This is a genomic window from Streptomyces sp. NPDC091280 (genome assembly GCF_044768565.1).
Taxonomy (GTDB): domain Bacteria; phylum Actinomycetota; class Actinomycetes; order Streptomycetales; family Streptomycetaceae; genus Streptomyces.
The window spans coordinates 173,198-197,331 of sequence record NZ_JBIVUZ010000014.1 but is presented as its reverse complement, the minus strand read 5'-3'; the positions used below and the strand labels follow the sequence as shown (position 1 = coordinate 197,331).

Below are 24,134 nucleotides of genomic sequence, written 5' to 3'. Positions count from 1 at the left end.
CGGACATGACGGAGGGCCTGCCGCGGCGTTGAGGCAGGCCCTCCTTCGGTGTTCCGGGGGATCAGCCGGTGCGGCGCAGGGCCTCGGAGAGGCGGGCGGCGGCGTCGATGACCGCCTGGGCGTGCATCCGGCCCGGGTGGCGCGTGAGGCGCTCGATGGGGCCGGAGACGGACACCGCGGCCACCACGCGGTTGGAGGGGCCGCGCACGGGCGCGGAGACCGACGCGACACCCGGCTCGCGCTCGCCGATGGACTGGGCCCAGCCCCGGCGCCGTACGCCCGAGAGGGCCGTGGCGGTGAAGCGGGCGCCCTGGAGGCCGCGGTGCAGGCGCTCCGGCTCCTCCCAGGCCATCAGGATCTGGGCCGAGGAACCGGCTTTCATCGTGAGGGTCGAGCCGACCGGGACGGTGTCCCGCAGTCCGGACAGGCGTTCCGCCGCGGCCACGCAGATGCGCATGTCGCCCTGGCGGCGGTAGAGCTGCGCGCTCTCGCCGGTGATGTCCCGCAGATGCGTGAGCACCGGGCCCGCCGTGGCGAGCAGCCGGTCCTCGCCGGCGGCCGCGGCCAGCTCGGCGAGCCGGGGGCCGAGAATGAAACGGCCCTGCATGTCGCGCGCCACCATACGGTGGTGTTCCAAGGCCACGGCCAGCCGGTGTGCCGTGGGTCGTGCCAGCCCGGTCGCCGCGACCAGACCCGCGAGGGTGGCCGGACCGGACTCCAGAGCGCCCAGGACAAGGGCTGCCTTGTCCAGGACGCCGACGCCGCTACTGTTGTCCATGAAACGATACTCGCGTCTCACTCTGTGAAACGCAAGTTCCTTTTTTCGTGAGACGCGCAACTCTTGTAGGCACAGCGGCCCGCGTACCAAACGGGCCAGGCGGCGGCTGCCCGTGAACCAGGGGGTGCGAGCGCCGTCTCCTCAAGATCTCTAGTTGGGCCGGCGCTGTTTCGCCGGCCGGAGGGAAAGCGATGGGTAGGACACTCGCGGAGAAGGTCTGGGACGACCATGTCGTCCGGCGCGCCGAGGGCGAGCCCGACCTCCTCTTCATCGATCTGCACCTGCTGCACGAGGTGACCAGCCCGCAGGCCTTCGACGGTCTCCGCCAGGCCGGGCGTCCCGTGCGGCGCCTGGACCTCACCATCGCCACCGAGGACCACAACACCCCGACCCTCGACATCGACAAGCCCATCGCGGACCCGGTCTCCCGGGCCCAGCTGGAGACGCTGCGCAAGAACTGCGCCGAGTTCGGCGTGCGCCTGCACTCCCTGGGCGACGTCGAGCAGGGCGTCGTCCACGTCGTGGGACCGCAGCTGGGACTGACCCAGCCCGGCACGACGGTCGTGTGCGGCGACTCCCACACCTCCACGCACGGCGCCTTCGGCGCGCTGGCGTTCGGCATCGGCACCTCCCAGGTGGAGCACGTGCTGGCCACCCAGACGCTGCCGCTGGCCCGCCCCAAGACCATGGCCATCACCGTCGACGGCGAACTGCCCGACGGCGTCACCGCCAAGGACCTGATCCTCGCCATCATCGCGAAGATCGGCACCGGCGGCGGCCAGGGCTACATCCTGGAATATCGCGGCCCGGCCATCGAGAAACTCTCGATGGAGGCCCGCATGACCATCTGCAACATGTCGATCGAGGCCGGTGCCCGCGCGGGCATGATCGCCCCCGACGAGACCACCTTCGCCTACATCAAGGGCCGCGCCCACGCGCCCGAGGGCGAGGACTGGGACGCGGCCGTCGCGTACTGGAAGACCCTGAAGACCGACGAGGACGCCGAATTCGACGCCGAGGTCGTCATCGACGGTCCCTCGCTGGCGCCGTTCGTCACCTGGGGCACCAACCCCGGTCAGGGCGCGCCGCTTTCGGCCTCCGTCCCCGATCCGGCTTCGTACGAAGACGCTTCGGAGCGCCTCGCCGCCGAAAAGGCCCTGGAATACATGGGGTTGGAGGCCGGCCAGCCGCTGCGCGACATCAAGGTCGACACCGTCTTCGTAGGTTCCTGCACCAACGGCCGCATCGAGGACCTGCGCGCCGCCGCCGCGATCGTCGAGGGCCGCAAAGTCGCCGACGGCGTACGGATGCTGGTCGTCCCGGGCTCCGCGCGGGTCGGTCTCCAGGCCGTCTCCGAGGGCCTGGACCTCGTCTTCAAGGAGGCCGGCGCCGAATGGCGGCACGCGGGCTGCTCGATGTGTCTGGGCATGAACCCGGACCAGTTGGCGCCCGGTGAGCGCTCCGCGTCCACCTCCAACCGCAACTTCGAGGGCAGGCAGGGCAAGGGCGGCCGTACGCACCTGGTCTCGCCGCAGGTCGCCGCCGCGACCGCCGTGCTGGGCCATCTGGCCTCGCCCGCCGACCTGTCCGACGCCCCTGTGCCCGCTGGAGTCTGAGAGCCATGGAAGCATTCACCACGCACACCGGCCGGGCCGTCCCGCTGCGCCGCAGCAACGTGGACACCGACCAGATCATCCCCGCCCACTGGCTCAAGAAGGTGACCAGGGACGGCTTCGAGGACGGACTGTTCGAGGCCTGGCGCAAGGACGAGAACTTCGTCCTCAACCGCCCCGAGCGCAAGGGCGCCACGGTCCTGGTGGCCGGCCCCGACTTCGGCACCGGCTCCTCGCGCGAGCACGCCGTGTGGGCGCTCCAGAACTACGGCTTCAAGGCCGTCATCTCGTCCCGGTTCGCCGACATCTTCCGCGGCAACTCGCTGAAGAACGGCCTGCTCACGGTCGTTCTGGACCAGAAGATCGTGGAGGCCCTCCAGGACCTCGCCGAGCAGGACCCGCAGGCCGAGGTCACGGTCGACCTGGAGGCCCGCGAGGTGCGCGCCGAAGGCATCACCGCGTCCTTCGAACTCGACGAGAACGCCCGCTGGCGGCTGCTGAACGGACTGGACGACATCTCCATCACCCTCCAGAACGAGGGCGACATCGCGGAGTACGAGGCCAAGCGCCCCTCGTACAAGCCGCGGACGGTCCAGGTCTGACCCAACCCCCGCTCCTGGTCGAGATCCGGCCACCGCGACACCCTCTGTACCCCCGATCGCCACGATTGGGGGTACAGCCATGTCTGCACCCGAACGGCCCCGCGCGCCTCCAACGCTTCTCTCAACTTCCCATGTTAGACAGGGTGTTGATGGGGTAGGCGCAGCTTTGAGCCAAGGCCGCCGCCTTGCTCCGTCAGGCCGTTCGAGGCACCAGTTGCGACCCCCGCAGGCGACAACTCGCCCCAGATGGCACAATCTGTGCATGGAACACGACGGCCAACTCAAGCTCTATGCGGCAGTCGCGGACCAACTCAAGGAAGCGCACACAAGGGTGCGCGCACTGCAAGTCCCGGAGGGCGTACGGATGGCGCTGGCCCGGAAGCTGCTGGTCATTACGGCCGCGGCCAAGCACGATCTCGCCGACGCGACAAGGCGACTGGACAGGTTCACGGCCGACCTCGACGCGGGTCGATTCCCCGAAGAGGAACGCTGAACAAGTCCAGGCAGCCGAGTTCGTTGCGGCGCACGGGTGATTAGCCCGTTTCGTGTTTGATTTGCGGTATATATCTGCCTAACGTGCGGAAAAGCCTGAACACTTTCGTTCCGGCCAATGTCTCCGAAGGGGAAGACGTGAACAAGGCGCAGCTCGTAGAAGCGATTGCCGACAAGGTCGGTGGCCGTCAGCAGGCCGCCGAGGCGGTCGACGCGGTACTGGACGCCATCGTCCGTGCCGTCGTCAGTGGGGACCGGGTCTCGGTCACCGGTTTCGGTTCGTTCGAGAAGGTCGACCGTCCGGCCCGTTACGCCCGCAACCCCCAGACGGGCGAGCGGGTGCGGGTCAAGAAGACCTCCGTTCCGCGCTTCCGCGCGGGCCAGGGCTTCAAGGACCTGGTGAGCGGCTCGAAGAAGCTCCCGCGCGGTGGCGAGGTCGCCGTCAAGAAGGCGCCCAAGGGCAGCCTGAGCGGCACCGCTTCGGCGACGGTCAAGAAGGCCGCGGCCAAGAAGACCACCGCCAAGCGGGCGACGACCGCCGCCAAGAAGACCGTGGCGAAGAAGACGGCGGCCAAGACGACCGCCGCCAAGAAGACCACGGCCAAGAAGGCGACCGCCAAGAAGACCACGGCGACGGCCAAGAAGACGGCGGCCAAGAAGGCCACCGGCACCGCCAAGAAGGCCGCCGCCAAGAAGGCCCCGGCCAAGAAGGCGACCGCCACGAAGGCCCCGGCCAAGAAGTCGACGGCCCGCAAGACCACCGCCAAGAAGGCCACCGCCACCCGCTAGTCGGCGGAAGGCACGGCACTCACGCGCCGGGCCGGACTCCCCTCGGGAGTCCGGCCCGCGGCGTGTTCACCGCCCCTGCCCGGGCGTTCAGAAGGTTTGCAGCGTCACCAATGTGACCCTGAGCCCGTCCCCGGGCCCCTCGGTCTCGATCCGCACCCGCTGTCCCGGCCGCAGCAGCCGCAGCCCGCCCGCGTCGAACGCGGCGGCGTCGAACGGCACCGGGGTGCCGTCGTCGAGCAGCACACTGCCGGTACGGCTCGTGGCGTCGTAGGTGTAAGCGGTCGCCTGCATGGCGGCAGCCTACTGCCCGCCCATGGCCGCCGGCCGTCCCGGAATCAGCAGCCCCGCGGTCGCCGCCGCCGTGCGCGGCCCCACGCCCAGGGCCAGCGCCGCCCGCAGGTCCTCCCCGGTGTCCACGTCCTGCCGTACGGAATCCACCGCGTCCAGGGTGAGTTCGACGGCGCCGGAGGCGCGATGGCGGGCGCGGGAATCCGTGCCGAATGCGGGGCGCAATTCGCGGCCCTCTCGCGCGGTGAGCAAGGTGGTGCCGATTGCGGCGGCGTCCGGCAGAAAAGCGCGCGGGAATTCCGCCGCCGCGTCCAGGACCCGGGCCAATTCCAGGGGGCGCAGCGCCGGCAGGTCGGCGTTCAGGGCCGCGACGGCGCATTCGGGCCGGGAAACCCGCACCACCGCCGCCGCGTGCCGCAGAGCGGCGTTCAGGCCGTCTCCCGGCTCGTCCGCGACGATCCGGGCGCCCAGCGCGGCCAGTTCGCGCCCGGCCAGCACGTCGTCCGTGACGACCGCCACATCGCGGACCGCCGGGCAGGCCAGCACGGCCGCCACGGTGTCCTGCGCGAAGGCGAGGGCGAGCCCCGGCCGCAGCCCGTCGCCGGCCGTGTCCGAGAGCCTGGTCTTGGCTCGCGCCAGAGACTTCAGGGGTATCACCAAGGTCCACTGCACGCGTGATCCGTCCCTCTCTTGTCGCCGCCATTGTCACCCGGCGCCCCTGGCGTTGTCGGTGGCGGGGCGTACGGTGTTCTCGACAGACCGGCGGCCTGGGGCGACACTTGTGCGGCTCCCCAGGTCCTAGAGGAAGGTGTTCGCGTGCCCCGCCGCAGAATCGGGTTCTGGTACCGCTTCGCAGCGGTCCTCTGCAAACCGCCGCTGGTGGTTCTGATCAAGCGGGACTGGCGTGGAATGGAGCACATTCCGGCCGAGGGCGGATTTATCACCGCGGTGAACCACAATTCGCACGTAGACCCCCTTGCGTACGCTCACTTTCAGTACAACACCGGGCGCGTTCCGCGATTCCTCGCGAAGAGCGGTCTTTTCAAGAAGGGATTCGTCGGCGCCGCGATGCGCGGCACTGGACAGATCCCCGTCTATCGCGAGACCACGGACGCGCTGAGCGCCTTCCGCGCCGCGATCGACGCCGTGGAGCGCGGTGAATGCGTCGCGTTCTATCCCGAGGGCACCATCACCCGGGACCCCGACCAGTGGCCCATGACCGGCAAGACCGGTGCCGCGCGGGTGGCCCTCCAGACCAAGTGCCCGGTGATTCCCGTGGCGCAGTGGGGCGCCAACGAACTGCTGCCGCCCTACGCCAAGAAACTGCACGTCTTCCCGCGCAAGACCAGCCATGTGCTCGCGGGCCCCCCGGTGGACCTCACGCCGTTCTACGGCAAGGACATGAGCCCGGACCTCCTCAAGGAGGCGACCGAGGTCATCATGGCCGACATCACACGCCTGTTGGAGCAGATCCGCGGCGCGAAGGCCCCCGAGACGCCCTACGATCCGCGCCGCGAGCGGATCGAGCAGCGGCGCCGGACGGCCGCGGAGACCGCCGAGACCGAGCAGCCGGAGCACAAGGTGGAACAGGAAGAGGGGCAGGGCACGTGAGCAAGCCGGTCAAGGCGGCCGTTTTCAGCGCCGGTTCATGGGGCACGGCGTTCGGCATGGTGCTCGCCGACGCGGGGTGCGAGGTCACCCTGTGGGGGCGCCGCGCGGAGGTCGTGGACGCCATCAACTCCGGCCGTACGAACCCCGACTACTTCCCCGGTGTCGAACTCCCGGAGAACCTGCGGGCCACCACCGATCCCGCCGAGGCCGCCGCCGGCGCCGACTTCACCGTCCTGTCGGTCCCGTCGCAGACGCTGCGCTCCAACCTGGCCGACTGGGCACCCCTGTTGGCGTCCGACACGGTCCTCGTCTCGCTCATGAAGGGCGTCGAACTCGGCTCCGTCATGCGGATGAGCGAGGTCATCGAGGACGTCGCCAAGGTCGGCCGGGACCGTATCGCCGTGGTCTCCGGACCCAATCTCGCGCGGGAGATCGCCTCCCGGATGCCGGCCGCCGCCGTGGTCGCCTGCACCGACGAGGCCGTGGCCCGCCGGCTCCAATCCGCCTGCCACACCCCGTACTTCAGGCCGTACACCATCACCGACGTCGTGGGCTGCGAGCTCGGCGGCGCGGTGAAGAACGTGATCGGGCTCGCCGTCGGCATCGCGGACGGCATGGGGCTCGGGGACAACGCGAAGGGCTCGCTCATCACGCGCGGGCTCGTGGAGACGACCCGGCTCGGCATCGCCATGGGCGCGGACCCGCTCACGTTCTCCGGGCTCGCGGGCCTCGGCGACCTGGTCGCGACCTGCTCCTCGCCGCTCTCGCGCAACCACACCTTCGGCACCAACCTCGGCAAGGGCATGACCCTCCAGGAGACCATCGCGGTCACCAAGCAGACCGCCGAGGGCGTCAAGTCCTGTGAATCCGTACTGGACTTGGCCCGCAGGCACGGCGTCGACATGCCCATCACCGAGACGGTCTTCGAGATCGTGCACGAGGGCAAGTCGCCGGTCGTCGCGGTCAAGGAGCTGATGTCCCGCAGCGCGAAGCCGGAGCGCCGCTGAGCGCTCCGCCGGGTTCGGCGGCGGAGTGGGGGCGCTGCCCGCGGCGCCCGCCTCCGGCGGCTGTTCGAACCGCCGCCCGTCAACGGACGCTGACTCAAGGCAGTACCACCGGGTACGCTCATCGCGATATGAGCACCGAGAACCTCTCCCAGAGCCCTGAGCAGCCGCCTCGCAAGCCGCGTGTGGCCGTCGTGTTCGGCGGTCGCAGCTCCGAACACGGGATCTCCGTGGTCACCGCCGGCGCCGTCCTCGCGGCCATCGACCGGACCAAGTACGACGTCCTGCCGATCGGCATCACCCGCGAAGGCCGCTGGGCCCTCACCGCCGACGCGCCGGAACGCATGGCGATCACCGACCGCCGCACCCCGGACGTCGACGAGCTCGCCGAGTCGAGCGAGGGCGGAGTGGTGCTCCCGCTCGACCCCGGCAACCGCGAGGTCGTCATCAGCGAACCGGGATCCGTGCCCAAGGCCCTCGGCGAGGTCGACGTCGTCTTCCCCGTCCTGCACGGCCCCTACGGCGAGGACGGCACCCTCCAGGGACTCCTGGAGCTGTCCGGTGTGCCGTACGTGGGCGCGGGTGTGCTCGCCTCGGCCGTCGGCCAGGACAAGGAGTACATGAAGCGGGTGTTCACCTCGTTCGGCCTCAAGGTGGGCCCCTACGTGGTGATCCGGCCGCGCGAGTGGGAGCGGGATCAGTCCACGGCCCGCAAGAAGATCGTCGACTTCGCCGGTGAGCACGGCTGGCCGCTGTTCGTGAAGCCCGCGCGCGCGGGCTCGTCGATCGGCATCACCAAGGTCGACGACCTCGCCGGACTCGACGAGGCGATCGAGGAGGCGCAGCGGCACGACCCGAAGATCCTCGTGGAGGCCGCGGTGCGCGGACGCGAGATCGAGTGCGGGGTGCTGGAGTTCGAGGACGGGCCGCGCGCCAGCGTGCCGGCCGAGATCCCGCCGCCCCAGGAGCACGCGTACTACGACTTCGAGGCGAAGTACATCGACTCCACCCCGGGGATCGTGCCCGCCCCGCTGACGCCCGAGGAGACCGCCGAGGTGCGCAGGCTCGCGGTGGACGCCTTCGACGCGGCCTCCTGCGAGGGCCTGGTGCGGGCGGACTTCTTCCTCACGGAGGACGGCGAGTTCGTCATCAACGAGATCAACACGATGCCCGGTTTCACGCCGATCTCGATGTACCCGAAGATGTGGGAGGCCAGCGGCGTCCCCTACGGGGAGCTGGTCGACCTCCTGATCCAGGCCGCGCTGCGGCGCTCGACCGGACTCCGCTGAGCCACGACAGGCCTTAGTCGGCGATCCCCGCGGGGATCGCCTGCTTGACCGCTTTCGCCAGGTCGACCAGGGGCGCCAGTCCGTCCCCGGTGCGGTCCTTCGGGATGGTCACCTCGACGTAGGCCTTGCGCAGCGTCGTGGTGAACCGGAACGAGCCGTCGTCCTGCTTCTGGAGCAGCCAGCCCACCCCGTTCACCTCGACGCCGTCGGCCTCGGGGTCGTTCATCTTCGCGGGTCGCACGACACCGCAGCGCAGTATGATCGCCGGGTTCCCCCAGCCCGCGGTCAGCGCGGACGCGGGCTCGGGATCCCGGCGGCCCTGGCCGTCGACCTTCGACGGCAGCACCTTGTCCAGATTCCGGCACAGTCCGGAGACCTTCGCGCCCGGTGAGGGAACCGCCGCCGACGCGCTGTCGTCTGCCGAGGAGCAGCCCGCGAGGGCGATCAGCGGGGCGAGCACGGACAGCCCGATGACGGAACGGCGCCGGTGACGGAGAGAGTTCACCGGCCAAGGGTAGACGGGGGCTACAGATGCACCACCGGGCAGGTCAGGGTGCGGGTGATGCCGTCCACCTGCTGGACCTTGGCGACCACCATGCGGCCGAGGTCGTCGACGGTGTCGGCCTGGGCGCGCACGATCACGTCGTACGGTCCTGTCACGTCCTCGGCCTGGATCACTCCGGGAATCTTGCTGATCGTCTCGGCGACGGTCGACGCCTTGCCGACCTCCGTCTGGATCAGGATGTACGCCTGTACCACGGAACCTCCAGGGCGGCCACGAGGATCATGTGGGGAAAAGGAACGCCACGGTATCGCGTCGCCGCTCACCGCGGGGAGACCCGCGGCCGTGCCGGGGCACGGGCACGACTGAAGTCGACGGTCACCTCGACCGTACCGAGCACACCGACGGCTCGCGACCGGGCGCTGCCGTCACGAGAAGAGGACGAACGATGAAGGGCACCGTCGGTGAGTTGGGGGAGTTCGGGCTCATCAGGGAGCTCACTTCCCGGCTCACCACCACCCCCTCGGTCCGGGTCGGCCCCGGCGACGACGCCGCGGTCGTCGCCGCGCCCGACCGCAGGGTCGTGGCGAGCACCGACATCCTGCTGGAGGGCCGGCACTTCCGCCGCGACTGGTCCACCGCCTACGACGTCGGACGCAAGGCCGCCGCGCAGAACCTCGCGGACATCGCCGCGATGGGCGCCGTACCGACCGCCCTGCTCCTCGGCCTGGTCGTGCCGGCCGAACTCCCGGTCACCTGGCCGGCCGAGCTGATGGACGGGCTGCGCGACGAGTGCCAGGTCGCGGGTGCCTCGGTGGTCGGCGGCGATGTCGTACGCGGCGACACGATCATGGTGTCGATCACCGCGCTCGGTGATCTGCGCGGCCGGGAGCCGGTCACCCGGGCCGGCGCGCAGCCCGGTGACGTGGTCGCGGTGACCGGCTGGCTGGGCTGGTCCGCGGCCGGGTACGCGGTGCTGTCGCGGGGCTTCCGTTCGCCGCGCGCGTTCGTGGAGGCGCACCGGCGCCCCGAGCCGCCGTACCACGCGGGTCCGGCGGCGGCCGGGCTCGGGGCGACCGCGATGTGCGACGTCAGCGACGGGCTGATCGCCGATCTCGGGCACATCGCCGAGTCGAGCAAGGTCCGGATCGACATCCGCTCGGGCGCGATCGACATCCCGACCCAGATGCACGACATCGGGCAGGCCGTCGGCGTCGACCCCATCCAGTGGGTGCTCACCGGGGGAGAGGACCACGCGATCGTGGCGACCTTCGCCCCGGACGTGAAACTGCCGGCCCGCTGGAAGGTGATCGGCGAGGTCCTCAACCCCTCCGCGCTGCCCCAGGTGACAGTCGACGGGGCGCCGTGGACCAGCAAGGGCGGCTGGGACCACTTCGGGGACATCGAGTCGTGAAGCCGCTCGTGCTGACGGTGGCCGGCTCCGACTCCGGTGGAGGGGCCGGGATCCAGGCCGACTTGAAGACGATGCTGGCGCTCGGCGTGCACGGCATGAGCGTCGTCACGGCCGTCACCGCGCAGAACTCCCGCGGGGTGCAGGGCGCTTGGGAACTTCCGGCGGCGGCGGTGCGCGCCCAGTACCGCAGTGTCGTCGACGACATCGGCGTACAGGCCGTGAAGACCGGGATGCTCGCGTCGGCCGAACTCGTGGAGACGGTCGCGGAGTTGCTCGCGGGGACGGACGCTCCCGCGGTCGTCGACCCGGTGGGGATCTCGAAGCACGGGGATGCGCTGCTCGCCGCCTCCGCGCTGGACGCCGTACGCACGAGACTGCTGCCGGTGGCGACCGTGGCGACGCCGAACCTGGACGAGGTGGCGCAGCTCACGGGCGTGCGCGTCGAGACGGAGGAGCAGCTGCGGGAGGCCGCGGCGGCGGTGCTGTCGTACGGGCCGCGCTGGGTGCTCGTCAAGGGCGGGCATCTGCCCGGCGACGCCGTGGACCTGTTGACCGACGGCACCGAGGAGCACTGGCTGCGCGCGCCCCGCTACGACAACCGGCACACGCACGGCACGGGCTGCACGCTCGCCTCGGCCATCGCCGTGCACCTCGCCATGGGGCGGTCGGTGCCGGACGCGGTGACGGCGGCGAAGACGTACGTCACCGGGGCGATAGCGGCCGGGTTCGCGCTCGGCGGCGGCATCGGGCCCGTGGACCACGGGTGGGCGCTGCGGCGCGAGGAACACTGAGCGGGCCGAGCGGGCACGGCAAAAAGCCGGCCCACACGAGGTGGACCGGCTCGATGCAGCGAACCAGCAGTGGCCGCGCGCTCAGCAGTGCGTCAGCGCGAGACCTTGCCGGCCTTGATGCACGAGGTGCAAGCGTTCACGCGCTTCGGCGTCCCGCCGACCACGGTACGAACGCGCTGGATGTTCGGGTTCCAGCGACGCGGCGTACGGCGGTGCGAGTGCGAGATGTTGTTGCCGAAGCCCGGCCCCTTGCCGCAGACGTCGCAGTTGGCAGCCACGGGTCACTCCAAAGACTTCAGATGCACAGATGCACTTACGGATGATCCCGGCACGCCGGGATCAGGATCTAGGATCTGATGTGGCACTGCCAGGGGGGATGGCCCGATCGGGATCGGGCAACCGGAGCAGCATACAACGACTGCGCCGGTTCAACGAAACTACCATGCCTGGTCGAGGGCCTGCTCCGGCCCTCCTCGGGCCCGGACCGCTCCAAGGTCTACGCTGCGTGCCAGTCCAGCAGCTCAAGGAGGCGCAGGTGCCGCAGGTGCCGCAGACATTCTTCGATGCTCTCGCGGTGCGCACCTGGTGCGGTCTCGCGCTGCGCGCGCTGGGGCGGGCGCGCGAGGAGATCGACGCCATCAACGTGTATCCCGTGGCGGACGGTGACACCGGCACCAACCTCTACCTGACCATGGAGTCCGCCGTCACGGCCGTCGAGGCGGTGTTCACCGGCCACGGCACCCTCACCGGGCAGAAGCCGTTGCTGGCCGACGCCGCCGGGGCGATGGCCCACGGAGCGCTCATAGGGGCACGCGGCAACTCCGGGACGATCCTCGCGCAGCTGCTGCGGGGCATGGCCCAGGTGCTCGCCGCGGACGGTGAGACGGCTCACACGGACGGGGAGGGGCTGCGGCTCGCGCTGCGGCACGCGGCCGACTCCGCGCGGCAGGCCGTGGCCCACCCGGTCGAGGGCACGGTCCTCTCGGTCGCCTCGGCGGCGGCCGACGCGGCCGACGCCACCGAGGGCGACTGCGGGACGGTGGCACGGGCCGCCTACGACGGGGCGTGCGCGGCGCTGGCCGCGACTCCGGGGCAACTGGCCGTCCTGGAGCGCGCGGGAGTGGTCGACGCCGGCGGCCGGGGACTGGTGGCGGTGCTGGCCGCGCTGGTGGAGACGTTCACACGGGAGGCACCGGTCTTCGGGGGGCACGCGCGCGTGGAGGCCGTTTCGGTATCCGCTGCTCCCGGGGTCGACGACGTCGTCCTCTGCGAGGAGGACCCGGCGGCACCCCAGGAGGGCGGCCCCGCCTACGAGGTGATCTACCTCCTGGAGGCCGAGGACGCGGCCGTGACACGGCTGCGGGACCGGCTCGACGCGCTGGGCGACTCACTCGTCGTGGTCGGCGGCGACGGCCTCTGGAACGTCCATGTGCACGTCGACGACGCCGGCGCCGCCGTCGAGGCGGGCGTCGAGGCCGGGCGGCCGTACCGCATCCGGATCACCCACTTCGGGCTCGGCGACGTCCACACCACCGGTGCCGAACGGCCGCCCAGGGAGCGCGCCCAGCGGGCCGTCGTCGCCGTCGTCCCGGGCGAGGGCCTGGCCGGGCTCTACGGCGAGGCGGGCGCGACCACCGTGCTCGCCCGCCCCGGTGAGCCGCCCGCCAGCGGGGAGCTGGTCGCGGCCCTGCGGCGGGCCCACGCGCGCGAGGTCGTGCTGCTGCCCAACGACGCCGACCTGCGGCACACGGCGGCGGCAGCGGCCGAGCAGGCCCGTGCCGAGGGCATCCGGGTCGCGCTGATCCCGACCCGGTCGGCGGTCCAGGGGATCGCCGCGCTCGCCGTGCACGAGCCCGAGCGCCGCTTCGACGAGGACGTCGTCTCCATGACCTCGGCGGCCGGCGCCACCCGCTACGCCGAGGTCGCCGTCGCCGAACGCCAGTCCTGGACCATGGCCGGCATCTGCCAGGCCGGGGACGTCCTGGGCCTCGTCGACGGCGACGTGGCGGTGATCGGCGCCGACGTCACGGCCACCGCCAGGTCCGTCCTCGACCGCATGCTCGCGGCCGGCGGCGAACTCGTCACCCTCGTCCTGGGCGACGAGGCCCCCGAGAGCGTCGCCGACGTCCTGGAGGCCCACGTCCGCGAGTCCTACCTCGCCGTCGACACGGTCGTGTACCGGGGCGGCCGACAGGGCGCCCTGCTGCTCATCGGCGTCGAATAGGGCCGCCCCGGTCGAGCGGGGCTACTCGCCGGTCTGCTCCTCCATCAGCTGGAGCAGCTGCCGCGCCTCGGCGCGACGGGACCGTACCGTCTCGTCGCCGTCGTCGGCACCCTCGTAGGCCTTCAGCACGCCACGCGCGCGGGTGGCCGCGTCGGCGGGACGGCTGAGGTCCGCCTCCAGCCAGCCCGCGGCGAGTTCGGCGGCGGTACGGGTGTGCACGGCGCCGTCCCCGAGGGCGGCGAACACGGCGACGGCCTCCGCGGTCTGCGTCAGGGCGTCCTCGAACGCGCCCTGGATCGCGCTGTCCTCGGCCTCCTCGGCGACCGACCGGGCCAGCAGCTCGCCGAACTGCCGGTGCGTGTGGCCGAGTTCACCGGTGAGCCGCTGCCGCGCCTCCTCGTCGTCCGTCACCAGCAGCGCCGCCTCGCACTCCTCGATCGCGGCCGACATCAACTCCCGCGCGCCGTCCGTGCCCCGGTCCGCGGGCTCCGCGCGCAGCGCCAGCCACGCGCGGGCGCGCAGCGACCGCACCAGCCCGTGCACGTTCCCCAGGGACCGCCACAGGTCGCCCGCGCGCGTGTACGCCTGATCCGCCTCGGTGTGCAGCCCTGCTTGGCCCAGGGACTCGGCGGCGAGGTGGGCCAGCGTCGCGTGGTCGTGCTGCTCGGGCCAGTGCCGGGCGATCTCGGCCGCCTGCAACCGCCGTTCGGCCGCCGCCCGGTGCTCGCCCAGCTCGCTCAGACAGTCCCCGAGCCACCACTTCGCCTGGACGACCGCGCCGTCGCCGTGCGTCTCGGCGCTCAGGTCCGGCAGCGCCGACTCCAGCACCTCGGCGGCCTCGGCCCACCGGCCCTGGCGCAGCAGGAAGCCGCCCAGCTGATGCCGGGCCCAGGCACCCAGCGTCGGGCCCTCGCCCGCCTCGTCGGACCAGTGCGCGGCCTCCAGGGCGTGTTCCGCCGCCTCCTGGGACCGGCCCCGGCCGCCGAGCACCTCGGCGAGCTGGAGATGCAGCTGCGCCCGCCCGGGCGCCTCCAGATACGGCCCGCCGTGCTCCAGGGCGGCCCGCAGTGCCCGCTCCGCCTCCGCGATGTCGCCGAGGTGATGGGCGAGCCCGGCCGACCGGGCCTCGTACTCCACCGCGAACCACGGCAGTCCGGCCGCCACGAAGGCCGCCGAGGCCCTGGCGAACAGCCGTACGGCCGTCTCCATGTCGCCGCGCCGCAGGGCGAGTTCGGCCAGCATCGCCTGTCCCTCGGCGGCCCGCGCGGCCAGCCGGACATCGGCCTCGCCACCCGGGGGGCGCTGTCCCTCGACCAGGGCCAGCACCTCGCGGACGGCGGCCTCGGCGGCGGCCAGGACCGCGCCGTCGGGGGACTCGCCCGAGGGGTCCTCCTGCACGCCCCGCATCAGGACGCGCGCCCGGCTCATCAGCACGCCCGCCGTCTGCCGTACGCCCGTGGCGTCCTCGGCGTACAGCGCGAGCACCTCGTCGTAGGGCCCGGTGACCGCCGCGAGGGCCTCGTCGACGTCGCCCGCGAGAGCGCGGACGTAGGCCGCACGCGCGCGTGCGGCGCACGCCTCACCGGGGTCGCCCGCCTCCGCGTACAGCTCGGCGGCGCGCTCGAACAGGGCGACGCCCTCGGGGCCCCGGTCCATCGCCTGGTGGTCGGCGATCTCGGCGCGGTCCAGGGCGGCCAGCTCGACGCCCTCGGAGGCCCGGGCGACCGCCAGCCAGGCCTCCACGGCGTGCGGTCGCAGGGTGTCCGACAGCCGCCGCGCCTCCGCGAGCAGCGCGGCGAGGTCCTTCTCCGGGGCCGTCTCCGGGGCGGCGGCGGGGACGGTCACCGGTGCCGCGGCCGGCCGGGCCGCCGAACGCACTCCCAGGGGGAGCCGTTCCACCAGGGGAAGCTGATCCATCCGCGCGCGTGCCCGGTCGCCGATGTGGGTCGTGCCGTTGCGCTCGTCGAAGCGGGCGGCCAGCGCGAGGGTCTCCACGCGCGCGTGGACGGCGAGTTCACGCGCCGTCCAGGACCGGCCGGCCGGTCCCGGCACCCGCTGGTCGCCCAGCCCCAGCCCGGTCAGCCGGTCCATCAGCAGCGCCACCGCGGACAGGAACTCCAGCCCGCTGCGCGGGTTCCCGGAGTCCGTGAAATACGCCGGACGCTCCGCCAGCAGCTCCAGCCCGCGGGCCTCGTTCCCGCTCAGCGCGCAGAACTCCACATGGTCCGCGTAGGCGCCCCGCATGCTCTCCATGGGCCGTACGAGCCGGAAGCCCCGCAGATGGTGGGCGCGTGCCTCGTCGGTCCGCCCCAGGCGCAGCAGCGGCGCCAGGGAGGACGCCAGGACGGTGTGCGGCTCGTGGGCGCAGGTGAACTCGCCCTCCAGGACCGGGCCCCACAGGTCGAGGGCCTCGGCGTCCCGGCCCCGCTCGACCTGCCACTCGCCCTGGCTGTGCAGCTCGCACGCGTGGCAGTCGGCCATGGTGTCCCGGTCGGCGGCCAGCCACGCCGTGTACGCCCGCTCGGCCCGCGCCAGGTCCCCGACGTGCGAGGCGACGCTGAACTCGGCGCTGCGCACCGCCCGTTCGGAGTGCCCGGCCAGCCGGTAGCGGTGCTCCATCTCGGCGAGCCACTTCTCGATCGACGCGAGCGGGATGTGCGGCTGGCCGAGCATCCCGGAGGACACCCACTTGAAGACCCAGTGCAGCGAGTGGACCTCGTACTCGTCGAAGTCCTCGGGCCGTTCGTCCCACATGCGCAGCAGACGCGCGAAGGGGACGAACATCTTGTCCTTCTCGGAGCTGTAGTTGTAGACCTTCAGCTGGTGCCCGAGCGCCTCGATCACCGCGAGCGGGACGTCCAGTTTCTCGGCCTCGGCGAGCAGTTGCTCCGCGCGCGCGTTGCGGGCCGGTCCCTCCGGCTCCTCGGAGTTCTCGGCCATTGCCCGGCGCAGCGCGTCGAAGTCCGTGATCCCTGTCATCAGTGGTCGCCCTCCCCGTGAGTGGCCCACTCCAGGAGGCCGATGAACGCCCGGTTCAGCAGTGCCGAATCGGCGGGGCGCAGTGGTCGCTGCGCCATCAGGAGTGCCTGCCCGTAGAGCGACTCCGTGGCCGTCCCGATCAGGTCCCGGTCCTTGAGCGAACTGATCCGCCGGATCAGCGGGTTGAGATGGTTGAGCACCAGCCGTGCCCGGGGCGCGCTGCCCCGCAGCGAGCCCAGGATGCCCGCCCACAGGTCGTCGGCCTGCTCCTCGGCCTCCGCGCGGGCCTGCTCGTGCCGGGCCGACCGGTCGTCCAGGTGCAGCGCGGGCACCGACAGCGGATGGAACGCCCGCAGGACCACATCACACCCCAGGGGGTCCAGCTTGGCCCGCGCGGCGGCCAGGAACTCCGCCAGCGCCAGCTCCTCGGCCGGATCGACCGAGTCCAGGTGCGCGGTCACGGTGTCCGAGTCCAGCTCGGCGACCACCGTCCCCGGGCGCACCGACGGCAGCGCCTCGACCAGCTCGCCGTCGTAGGTGTAACCGCCGTTGACCACGCCGATGCCCTGCGCGGACGCGATCGGCGCGACCTGCCGGTACTCCTCCACGGTCCGCGTGAAGTGCACCACCGGGTGCCGCTGTGCGAACTCCTCCAGGGAGACCCGCCCGTCCGTCGTCTCGAAGGGGAGCCACGGCAGCATCGTGCGCAGCATCTCCGGGTCGTGCCGCGCCAGGGACTTCACTCCCAGGTGATGCACCGACAGGAACGCGGCCAGCCGCTCCGGATCGCCCGCCGCGAGCCCGGTCAGCCAGGAGCGAATCCTTTCCCCCAGCGCCTCCCGCACGGCCGCCAGCGTCTCGTCCTCGTACAGCGACTCGCGCGAGGCCGTGGGCCGCAGACTGTCCGTGTCCAGCACACAGCGCACGAAGAACGCCCAGTCGGGCAGCAGCTGTTCGGCCCGCTCGGTCAGCAGCATCCCCTTGAGATGCACCCGGTGCGTGGCCCGCTGCGCCGGGCTCACCGCGGACGGCAGCACATAGGCGACCCCGCGGATCCCGGCGAGCGGCACGGACAGGTCGATCGAGTCCAACGGCGTGAACCCGAACAGCTCGTGGCAGTGCCGGGCCAGCGCCACGCGCCGGGCGCCCGGACCCGGATACGACCGGTCCCAGGGCGCGGGCAGCTCGGTGATCGCCTCACCGTCCACCCGCACGTCGTACGGGAGCAGCGCCCCGAAGTCCCGCGCCAGCGCGAGCACCCGCTCCTTGGCCAGCCACTCGCCGGCCCCGGCGCGCGCCACCAGGTGGACGGTGGTGCCCGGTTCGGGGTGCTCGGCCGCGGGCAGCGTGCGCACGGTGTACGAGCCGTCGTCGGTCGCCGTCCACTCCACGGGCGGTGCGTCCGGCGTCCGGGCGCTGCGGCTGACGACCCGGATCCGCTCGGCGACCACGAAACAGGCCAGCAGCCCGATGCCGAACTGCCCGAGGAACTCCGAGCGGACCTCCTGGAGTCCGTCACCGCGCTTGGAGCTGCGGCCGATCGTCGCCAGGAGGCTGTGCACGTCCGCCTCGGTGAGCCCGACACCGGAGTCCTCGACGCGCAGGGTGCCCCCGTCGGCGTAGAGCCGCACCAGAGCGGGGGAGTCGGGCTGCTCGGCCCGGCGGGCGGTGATCGCGTCCACCGCGTTCTGCAGCAGTTCGCGCAGATAGACCTTGGGGCTTGAGTAGAGGTGATGGGAGAGCAGGTCCACCAGACCGCGCAGGTCGACCTGGAACGTGTGAGGTGACTGTGATGCCTGGGATGACTGTGAGGTCTGGGAATCCATCGTCGCAGCGCCGGGGTGGGGGGAGGTGCGAACGGCGCGGGGTCGGGCGGTCCCTGACAGGGGGTCTCCCGTGGATCGTGCCGGGGTCGCGGGGTCCGGCACGCCCAGCTGCGGCGTTGTCGTCGGTCGCCGACGCTCCGCGTCGACTCCCTCCTCCGCCTTGCAGCTGCACGCACCGGACCCCGCTCACCCTGATTGACCAGGCGCCGTCGCGCGGAGCCGGCCCGATCCACGGGACACCCCCTGGCGGTGACCGCGGGGGGATGGCCGGAGCGCGCCATCCTAGAGCCCGAACGACCCGCCTGACCAGGGGTTTCGCGAGACGTATACGGGATTGTCAGTGGCGTGGTGTGCAATGGATCTCGTGCCCGCACTGGAAGAACCGCTGAACCAGCCACTGAAATCAGTGCTCGGCCCCGCCACCGCGAAGGTGATGGCCGAGCACCTCGGCCTGCACACCGTGGGCGACCTGCTGCACCACTACCCGCGCAGATACGAGGAGCGCGGCCAGCTCACGCACCTCGCCGACCTGCCGATGGACGAGCACGTCACCGTGGTCGCCCAGGTCGCCGACGCCCGGCTGCACACCTTCGCCTCCAGCAAGGCCCCCCGGGGCAAGGGGCAGCGACTCGAAGTCACGATCACGGACGGCAGCGGCCGGCTCCAACTCGTCTTCTTCGGCTCGGGAGTTCACAAACCCCACAAGGAACTCCTGCCGGGCACCCGCGCGATGTTCGCCGGCAAGGTCTCCGTCTTCAACCGCCGGCTGCAACTCGCGCATCCGGCGTACGAGTTGCTGAAGGGCGACGCCGAGGAGACGGTCGAGACCTGGGCGGGCACCCTGATCCCCATCTATCCCGCCACCGCCAAACTGGAGTCCTGGAAGATCGGCAAGGCCCTCCAGACCGCCCTGCCCAGCGCCCAGGAGGCCGTCGACCCCCTCCCGGAGTCCCTCCGCGAGGGCCGCGGCCTGGTCTCCCTCCCGGAAGCCCTCCTCAAGATCCACCGCCCGCACACCAAGGCGGACATCGCCGCCGCCCGGGACCGCCTCAAGTGGGACGAGGCCTTCGTCCTCCAGGTCGCCCTGGCCCGCCGCCGCCACACCGACGCCCAACTCCCGGCCGCCGCCCGCGTCCCCGCCCCCGACGGCCTCCTCACGGCCTTCGACGACCGTCTCCCGTTCACCCTCACGGACGGCCAGCTGAAGGTCTCCAAGGAGATCTTCGACGACCTGGCCACCGAGCATCCGATGCACCGGTTGTTGCAGGGGGAGGTGGGCAGCGGGAAGACACTGGTCGCCCTCCGCGCGATGATCGCCGTCGTCGACGCGGGCGGCCAGGCCGCGATGCTCGCGCCCACCGAAGTGCTCGCCCAGCAGCACCACCGTTCCATCACCGAGATGATGGGCGGGCTGGCCGAGGGCGGGATGCTCGGCGGGGCCGAGCGGGCCACCAAGGTCACGCTGCTCACCGGCTCGATGGGGACGGCGGCCCGGCGACAGGCACTCCTGGACCTCGTCACCGGTGAGGCCGGGATCGTGATCGGCACCCACGCGCTGATCGAGGACAAGGTGCAGTTCCACGACCTGGGCCTGGTCGTGGTCGACGAACAGCACCGCTTCGGCGTCGAACAGCGCGACGCCCTGCGCGGCAAGGGCAAACAGCCCCCGCACCTCCTCGTCATGACCGCCACCCCCATCCCGCGCACGGTCGCTATGACGGTCTTCGGCGACCTGGAGACCTCGGTCCTCGACCAGCTCCCGGCCGGCCGCTCACCCATCGCCAGCCATGTCGTCCCCGCCGCCGACAAACCCCACTTCCTGGCCCGCGCCTGGGAACGCGTGCGCGAGGAGGTCGGCAACGGCCACCAGGCCTACGTCGTCTGCCCCCGGATCGGCGACGAGGAGGACGACCCCAAGAAGGGCGGCAGGAAGAAGTCCGCCGAGGACGAGGCCGAGAAGCGCCCGCCGCTCGCCGTCCTCGACATCGCCGCCCAGCTCGCCGAGGGCCCCCTCCAGGGGCTCAGGATCGAGGTGCTGCACGGCCGGATGCACCCCGACGACAAGGACGCCGTGATGCGCCGCTTCGCCGCGGGCGACGCGGACGTCCTGGTCGCCACCACGGTCATCGAGGTCGGCGTCAACGTCCCCAACGCCACCGCCATGGTGATCATGGACGCCGACCGCTTCGGGGTCTCCCAGCTCCACCAGCTCCGCGGCCGGGTGGGCCGTGGCTCCGCGCCCGGCCTCTGCCTCCTGGTCTCCGAGATGCCCGAGGCCAGCCCGGCCCGCCAGCGCCTCAACTCCGTCGCCTCCACCCTCGACGGCTTCGAACTCTCCCGCATCGACCTGGAGCAGCGCAGGGAGGGCGATGTGCTGGGCCAGGCCCAGTCCGGCGCCCGCACCTCCCTGCGGGTGCTGTCCGTCATCGAGGACGAGGAGGTCATCGCGGAGGCACGGGAGGAGGCGACGGCGGTGGTGGCCGCGGATCCCGAGCTGGAGCGCCTCCCTGGCCTGCGTACGGCCCTGGACGCGCTGCTGGACGACGAGAGAGAGCAGTACTTGGAAAAGGGCTGAGGGGAGCCCACCCAGGGGCGCGGGGCCGTCCTCCGTATGCGGCTACCGCCGCGCGGGCGCGACCAGCCACACTGATACCTGAAGACGCCCACGAGCAAGGACCGAACATGACCCGCGTGATCGCCGGCGAAGCCGGCGGACGTCGACTCGCCGTCCCCGCAGGGACCAGCACCCGCCCCACCTCCGACCGCGCACGCGAGGGCCTCTTCTCCACCTGGCAGTCCCTCCTCGGCGCCCCGCTGCACGGCGAACGGGTCCTCGACCTCTACGCCGGCTCCGGCGCCGTAGGCCTGGAGGCCCTGTCCCGGGGAGCCGGCCACACCCTCCTCGTGGAGGCGGACGCGAAGGCCGCCCGGGTCATCAGGGAGAACGTCAAGGCCGTCGGCCTCCCCGGCGCCGAGGTCAGGGCGGGCAGAGCCGAACAGGTCGTCCGGACACCGGCGCCGGACGACCCGTACGACATCGTCTTCCTCGATCCGCCGTATGTTGTCGCAGATCACGATCTTCGGGAGATTCTCCTCACACTCCGGTCGGGGGGCTGGCTCGCGCCGGACGCGCTCGTCACCGTGGAGCGCAGCACCAGAGGCGGCGAATTCGGGTGGCCGGACGGTTTCGAGGGGATCCGGGCCCGTCGCTACGGCGAGGGGACCTTTTGGTACGGTCGCGCCGCCTCTACGTGCGAAGACGCACGATGACCGGACCGGAGAGCGAGGGAAATCAAGTGCGCCGCGCTGTTTGTCCGGGGTCCTTCGACCCCATCACCAATGGCCACCTCGACATCATCGCCCGTGCCTCCCGGCTGTACGACGTCGTGCACGTCGTCGTGATGATCAACCAGTCGAAGAAGGGCCTGTTCACCGTCGAGGAGCGGATCGAACTGATCCGCGAGGTCACCGCCGAGTTCGGCAACGTCCAGGTCGAGGCCTACCACGGCCTCCTCGTCGACTACTGCAAGCAGCGCGACATCCCCGCCATCGTCAAGGGCCTGCGGGCCGTCAGCGACTTCGACTACGAGTTGCAGATGGCCCAGATGAACAACGGACTCTCGGGCGTCGAAACCCTGTTCATCCCGACCAGCCCCACCTACAGCTTCCTGTCGTCCTCGCTGGTCAAGGAGGTCGCGACCTGGGGCGGCGACATCTCCCACCTGGTGCCGCCGGTGGTCCTGGACGCGCTCAAGGGCCGGATCGGCAAGGCCTGAGGGACTGACTGTGCGTCACCCGGTGTCGGGCGGGACAGGAGTGGTCGTACAGTCGACCCGTCCGTCTCCAACACGTCGGTAGAGAGTGGCGAGCACACGGTGGACGTGCAGAAGAAGCTCGACGAGATCGTCGCCTCGGTCTCCAGCGCCCGGTCCATGCCCATGTCGGCCTCCTGCGTGGTCAACCGCGCCGAGCTGCTCGCCATGCTCGAAGAGGTGCGCGCGGCGCTGCCGGACTCGCTGGCCGAGGCGCAGGAGCTGATCGGCGGCCGGCACGAGATGGTCGAGCAGGCCCGCCAGGAGGCCGAGCGGATCATCCAGACCGCGCACGCCGAGCGCGGCTCGCTGATCTCCGACACCGAGATCGCCCGCCGCTCGCAGAACGAGGCGGACCGCATCCTCGCCGAGGCCCGCCAGGAGGCCGAGGAGGTCCGCGCGGAGGCCGACGACTACGTCGACTCCAAGCTCGCCAACTTCGAGGTCGTCCTCACCAAGACCCTCGGCTCGGTCGGCCGGGGCCGCGAGAAGCTGCTCGGCACGGGCCCGGGCATCGACGACCTGGGATACGAGAACCCCGAGGACGACGACGCCCCCGAGCGCAGCCACGACCCCGAGACCCTGCGCCGCGACGCCGACGCGTACGTCGACGTCAAGCTCGGCGCCTTCGAGGCGGTCCTCGCCAAGACCCTGGAAGCCGTCGGCAAGGGCCGGCAGAAGCTGCACGGCCGGATCGCCAGCGACGACCTCGGCGCCCTCGCCTTCGACGCCGAAGGCGGCCAGGTCCAGCACACCAGCGACGCCGACTACCTCGCCGACCTCGCGACGGTCACGGACACCCCGGTCTCCAGCACCCCGCTCCAGCCCGAACAGCAGGACTACGCCCCGCAGGCGGCCTACGACTACCAGCAGACCGGCCAGCAGCAGGACCAGTACGGCTACCAGCAGCAGTACGCCCAGCCCCAGCAGCAGGACTCCTACGGGTACCAGCAGGCCGACCCCTACGCCTACCAGGGCTACGACACCGGCCAGCAGCCCGTGTACGACCCGAACCAGGTGCAGCAGGCCCAGCAGCTGGACCCGCAGGGGCAGCAGGGCTACGCCCTCGACGAGACCAGCCTCTTCGACACCGGCATGATCAGCGCCGAGCAGCTGCGGGCGTACGAGCAGGGCCGGGGCCTGTAAGGGACCACCGGATTGGGCCGTGAGCGAAAGGTCCAGTATCCTGGCTCTTCGGTCGCGTGTACCTCCGCGATCAACGCTGCCCGGAAGCACCGAAGGGCAGCGCTCCTTGAGCTCGGCAGACCGAAAGACAGGAATGGCTCTGAACGCCCGCCTCGACCACCGCAACCCTCTCGTGTTCGACACTCACGAGCTGGGCCGGCGTCCTGGTGCGCTCCAGCGCCTGACCCGTTCGATCGACGCTCCCAAGGATCTCGGGATCCAGGGAGTCATCGGAGTGCCGGAAGGCGCCCCGGTGAAGCTCGACCTCCGCCTTGAGTCGGTCATGGAAGGGGTGCTTGTCACAGGCACCGCCCGTGCACAGGCCAAGGGGGAGTGCGTAAGGTGTCTGGAGCCGCTTGAGCTGTCGCTCGAAGCGGAATTCCAGGAGATGTTCTCGTACCCTGACGCCGACGACCGTGGCCGTGTGAAAGCGGAACCGGCCGACGACGCCGAGGAAGACGAGGACAGGCTCTTCGTCGAGGACGGCCTGTTCGACCTCGAATCCGTGCTGCGCGATGCGGTGGTGCTCGCACTGCCGATGCAGCCGGTGTGCCAGGACGACTGTCCGGGCCTGTGCTCCGAGTGCGGAGCGCGGCTCGCGGACGACCCGGACCACCATCACGACGCCGTCGACATCCGTTGGGCGGCACTGCAGGGACTCGCCGGTTCACTCGAAGACGGCGAGAAGGACGAGATCAGTGGCGAAGCGCCCCGACCGGCGCGCGCCAACGAGAAGCAGGAGAAGTAGCCGTGGCTGTTCCGAAGCGGAAGATGTCGCGCAGCAACACGCGCCACCGCCGGTCGCAGTGGAAGGCTGCGGTCACCCCCCTGGTTGCGTGCGAGCGCTGCCACGAGCCCAAGCAGCAGCACATCGCGTGCCCGTCTTGCGGCACTTACAACAAGCGCCAGGTCCTAGAGGTCTGAGCGGCCGGGTG

Annotated in this window: 24 protein-coding genes; 16 read left to right on the top strand and 8 right to left on the bottom strand. The window is 71.5% G+C overall.

Translation table 11 applies throughout. The features are described from left to right. Nucleotides 1–61: 61 nt before the first annotated feature. The gene (ndgR, locus tag ACIQPR_RS37210) at nt 62–778 is read right to left on the bottom strand and encodes an IclR family transcriptional regulator NdgR (RefSeq protein ID WP_019068721.1); all 717 of its coding nucleotides are present in this window, start codon (nt 776–778) and stop codon (nt 62–64) included. Nucleotides 779–969: 191 nt separating this feature from the next. Between ndgR and leuC the strand changes: the two genes are divergently transcribed. From leuC to ACIQPR_RS37190, 4 genes are all read left to right on the top strand, one after another. Then, a complete protein-coding gene (gene leuC, locus ACIQPR_RS37205) occupies nt 970–2,394 on the top strand; it encodes a 3-isopropylmalate dehydratase large subunit (RefSeq protein ID WP_403657794.1) in 1,425 nt (474 codons plus the stop codon). A 5-nt stretch (nt 2,395–2,399) separates the two neighbouring features. Further along, nucleotides 2,400–2,993, top strand: a complete 594-nt coding sequence (gene leuD / locus ACIQPR_RS37200) for a 3-isopropylmalate dehydratase small subunit (RefSeq protein ID WP_403657791.1) — start codon at nt 2,400–2,402, stop codon at nt 2,991–2,993. Between the two features lie 262 nt (nt 2,994–3,255). Next, nucleotides 3,256–3,486, top strand: coding sequence for a hypothetical protein (locus ACIQPR_RS37195; protein WP_019068724.1), 231 nt, complete (start codon nt 3,256–3,258; stop codon nt 3,484–3,486). A 137-nt stretch (nt 3,487–3,623) separates the two neighbouring features. After that, entirely contained in the window at nt 3,624–4,274 is a 651-nt protein-coding gene (locus ACIQPR_RS37190) for an HU family DNA-binding protein (protein WP_403657788.1), read from the top strand. Between the two features lie 87 nt (nt 4,275–4,361). Here ACIQPR_RS37190 and ACIQPR_RS37185 read toward each other — a convergent pair whose 3' ends face one another. Continuing rightward, the gene (locus tag ACIQPR_RS37185) at nt 4,362–4,565 is read right to left on the bottom strand and encodes a hypothetical protein (protein ID WP_403657785.1); all 204 of its coding nucleotides are present in this window, start codon (nt 4,563–4,565) and stop codon (nt 4,362–4,364) included. Between the two features lie 9 nt (nt 4,566–4,574). Then, nucleotides 4,575–5,234 carry a 2-phospho-L-lactate guanylyltransferase gene (gene cofC, locus ACIQPR_RS37180; RefSeq protein ID WP_403657782.1) on the bottom strand — a complete coding sequence of 220 codons (660 nt, stop codon included), beginning with the start codon at nt 5,232–5,234 and terminating at the stop codon, nt 4,575–4,577. A 144-nt stretch (nt 5,235–5,378) separates the two neighbouring features. On the opposite strand from cofC, the gene ACIQPR_RS37175 reads away from it, so the two are divergent. The 3 genes from ACIQPR_RS37175 (at nt 5,379) to ACIQPR_RS37165 (ending at nt 8,466) form a co-directional block, all read left to right on the top strand. After that, nucleotides 5,379–6,173, top strand: a complete 795-nt coding sequence (locus ACIQPR_RS37175) for a lysophospholipid acyltransferase family protein (RefSeq protein ID WP_403657779.1) — start codon at nt 5,379–5,381, stop codon at nt 6,171–6,173. Next, the gene (locus tag ACIQPR_RS37170; protein WP_403657776.1) at nt 6,170–7,180 is read left to right on the top strand and encodes an NAD(P)H-dependent glycerol-3-phosphate dehydrogenase; all 1,011 of its coding nucleotides are present in this window, start codon (nt 6,170–6,172) and stop codon (nt 7,178–7,180) included. Before ACIQPR_RS37175 ends, ACIQPR_RS37170 begins: the two co-directional genes overlap by 4 nt. A 128-nt stretch (nt 7,181–7,308) precedes the next feature. Next, nucleotides 7,309–8,466, top strand: a complete 1,158-nt coding sequence (locus tag ACIQPR_RS37165) for a D-alanine--D-alanine ligase family protein (protein WP_403657773.1) — start codon at nt 7,309–7,311, stop codon at nt 8,464–8,466. Between the two features lie 13 nt (nt 8,467–8,479). On the opposite strand, the gene ACIQPR_RS37160 is transcribed toward ACIQPR_RS37165, so the two are convergent. Beyond that, entirely contained in the window at nt 8,480–8,971 is a 492-nt protein-coding gene (locus tag ACIQPR_RS37160) for a DUF3515 domain-containing protein (RefSeq protein ID WP_403657770.1), read from the bottom strand. 20 nt (nt 8,972–8,991) lie between these two features. Continuing rightward, nucleotides 8,992–9,225, bottom strand: a complete 234-nt coding sequence (locus ACIQPR_RS37155) for an Lrp/AsnC family transcriptional regulator (RefSeq protein WP_003997603.1) — start codon at nt 9,223–9,225, stop codon at nt 8,992–8,994. A 191-nt stretch (nt 9,226–9,416) separates the two neighbouring features. Between ACIQPR_RS37155 and ACIQPR_RS37150 the strand changes: the two genes are divergently transcribed. Then, a complete protein-coding gene (locus tag ACIQPR_RS37150; RefSeq protein ID WP_403657767.1) occupies nt 9,417–10,382 on the top strand; it encodes a thiamine-phosphate kinase in 966 nt (321 codons plus the stop codon). Then, nucleotides 10,379–11,173 (top strand): bifunctional hydroxymethylpyrimidine kinase/phosphomethylpyrimidine kinase, encoded by a 795-nt coding sequence (gene thiD / locus ACIQPR_RS37145; protein WP_403657764.1) that lies wholly within the window; start codon nt 10,379–10,381, stop codon nt 11,171–11,173. Before ACIQPR_RS37150 ends, thiD begins: the two co-directional genes overlap by 4 nt. Nucleotides 11,174–11,265: 92 nt before the next feature. On the opposite strand, the gene rpmB is transcribed toward thiD, so the two are convergent. After that, nucleotides 11,266–11,451, bottom strand: a complete 186-nt coding sequence (gene rpmB / locus ACIQPR_RS37140) for a 50S ribosomal protein L28 (RefSeq protein WP_004924906.1) — start codon at nt 11,449–11,451, stop codon at nt 11,266–11,268. 257 nt (nt 11,452–11,708) lie between these two features. On the opposite strand from rpmB, the gene ACIQPR_RS37135 reads away from it, so the two are divergent. After that, entirely contained in the window at nt 11,709–13,397 is a 1,689-nt protein-coding gene (locus tag ACIQPR_RS37135; protein WP_403658169.1) for a DAK2 domain-containing protein, read from the top strand. 21 nt (nt 13,398–13,418) lie between these two features. On the opposite strand, the gene ACIQPR_RS37130 is transcribed toward ACIQPR_RS37135, so the two are convergent. Both ACIQPR_RS37130 and ACIQPR_RS37125 read right to left on the bottom strand, forming a co-directional pair. After that, nucleotides 13,419–16,376: a tetratricopeptide repeat protein gene (locus ACIQPR_RS37130; RefSeq protein ID WP_403657761.1), complete on the bottom strand. Its 2,958-nt coding sequence runs from the start codon at nt 16,374–16,376 to the stop codon at nt 13,419–13,421. Continuing rightward, complete coding sequence (locus tag ACIQPR_RS37125; protein WP_403657758.1) at nt 16,376–18,202, bottom strand: HSP90 family protein; 1,827 nt, start codon at nt 18,200–18,202, stop codon at nt 16,376–16,378. Before ACIQPR_RS37125 ends, ACIQPR_RS37130 begins: the two co-directional genes overlap by 1 nt. 355 nt (nt 18,203–18,557) lie before the next feature. Between ACIQPR_RS37125 and recG the strand changes: the two genes are divergently transcribed. The 6 genes from recG to rpmF all read left to right on the top strand — a co-directional run bounded on the left by recG (nt 18,558) and on the right by rpmF (nt 24,123). After that, on the top strand, nt 18,558–20,777 hold the full coding sequence (gene recG, locus ACIQPR_RS37120; RefSeq protein ID WP_403657755.1) for an ATP-dependent DNA helicase RecG: 2,220 nt from the start codon (nt 18,558–18,560) through the stop codon (nt 20,775–20,777). A 107-nt stretch (nt 20,778–20,884) separates the two neighbouring features. After that, a complete protein-coding gene (rsmD, locus tag ACIQPR_RS37115) occupies nt 20,885–21,472 on the top strand; it encodes a 16S rRNA (guanine(966)-N(2))-methyltransferase RsmD (protein WP_403657752.1) in 588 nt (195 codons plus the stop codon). 26 nt (nt 21,473–21,498) lie between these two features. Then, nucleotides 21,499–21,978: a pantetheine-phosphate adenylyltransferase gene (gene coaD, locus ACIQPR_RS37110; protein WP_403658166.1), complete on the top strand. Its 480-nt coding sequence runs from the start codon at nt 21,499–21,501 to the stop codon at nt 21,976–21,978. Nucleotides 21,979–22,077: 99 nt separating this feature from the next. Further along, nucleotides 22,078–23,160, top strand: coding sequence for an ATP synthase F0 subunit B (locus ACIQPR_RS37105; protein WP_403657749.1), 1,083 nt, complete (start codon nt 22,078–22,080; stop codon nt 23,158–23,160). Between the two features lie 133 nt (nt 23,161–23,293). Next, on the top strand, nt 23,294–23,947 hold the full coding sequence (locus ACIQPR_RS37100; RefSeq protein WP_403657746.1) for a YceD family protein: 654 nt from the start codon (nt 23,294–23,296) through the stop codon (nt 23,945–23,947). Nucleotides 23,948–23,949: 2 nt separating this feature from the next. Then, nucleotides 23,950–24,123: a 50S ribosomal protein L32 gene (rpmF, locus tag ACIQPR_RS37095; RefSeq protein WP_015657589.1), complete on the top strand. Its 174-nt coding sequence runs from the start codon at nt 23,950–23,952 to the stop codon at nt 24,121–24,123. Nucleotides 24,124–24,134: the final 11 nt, after the last annotated feature.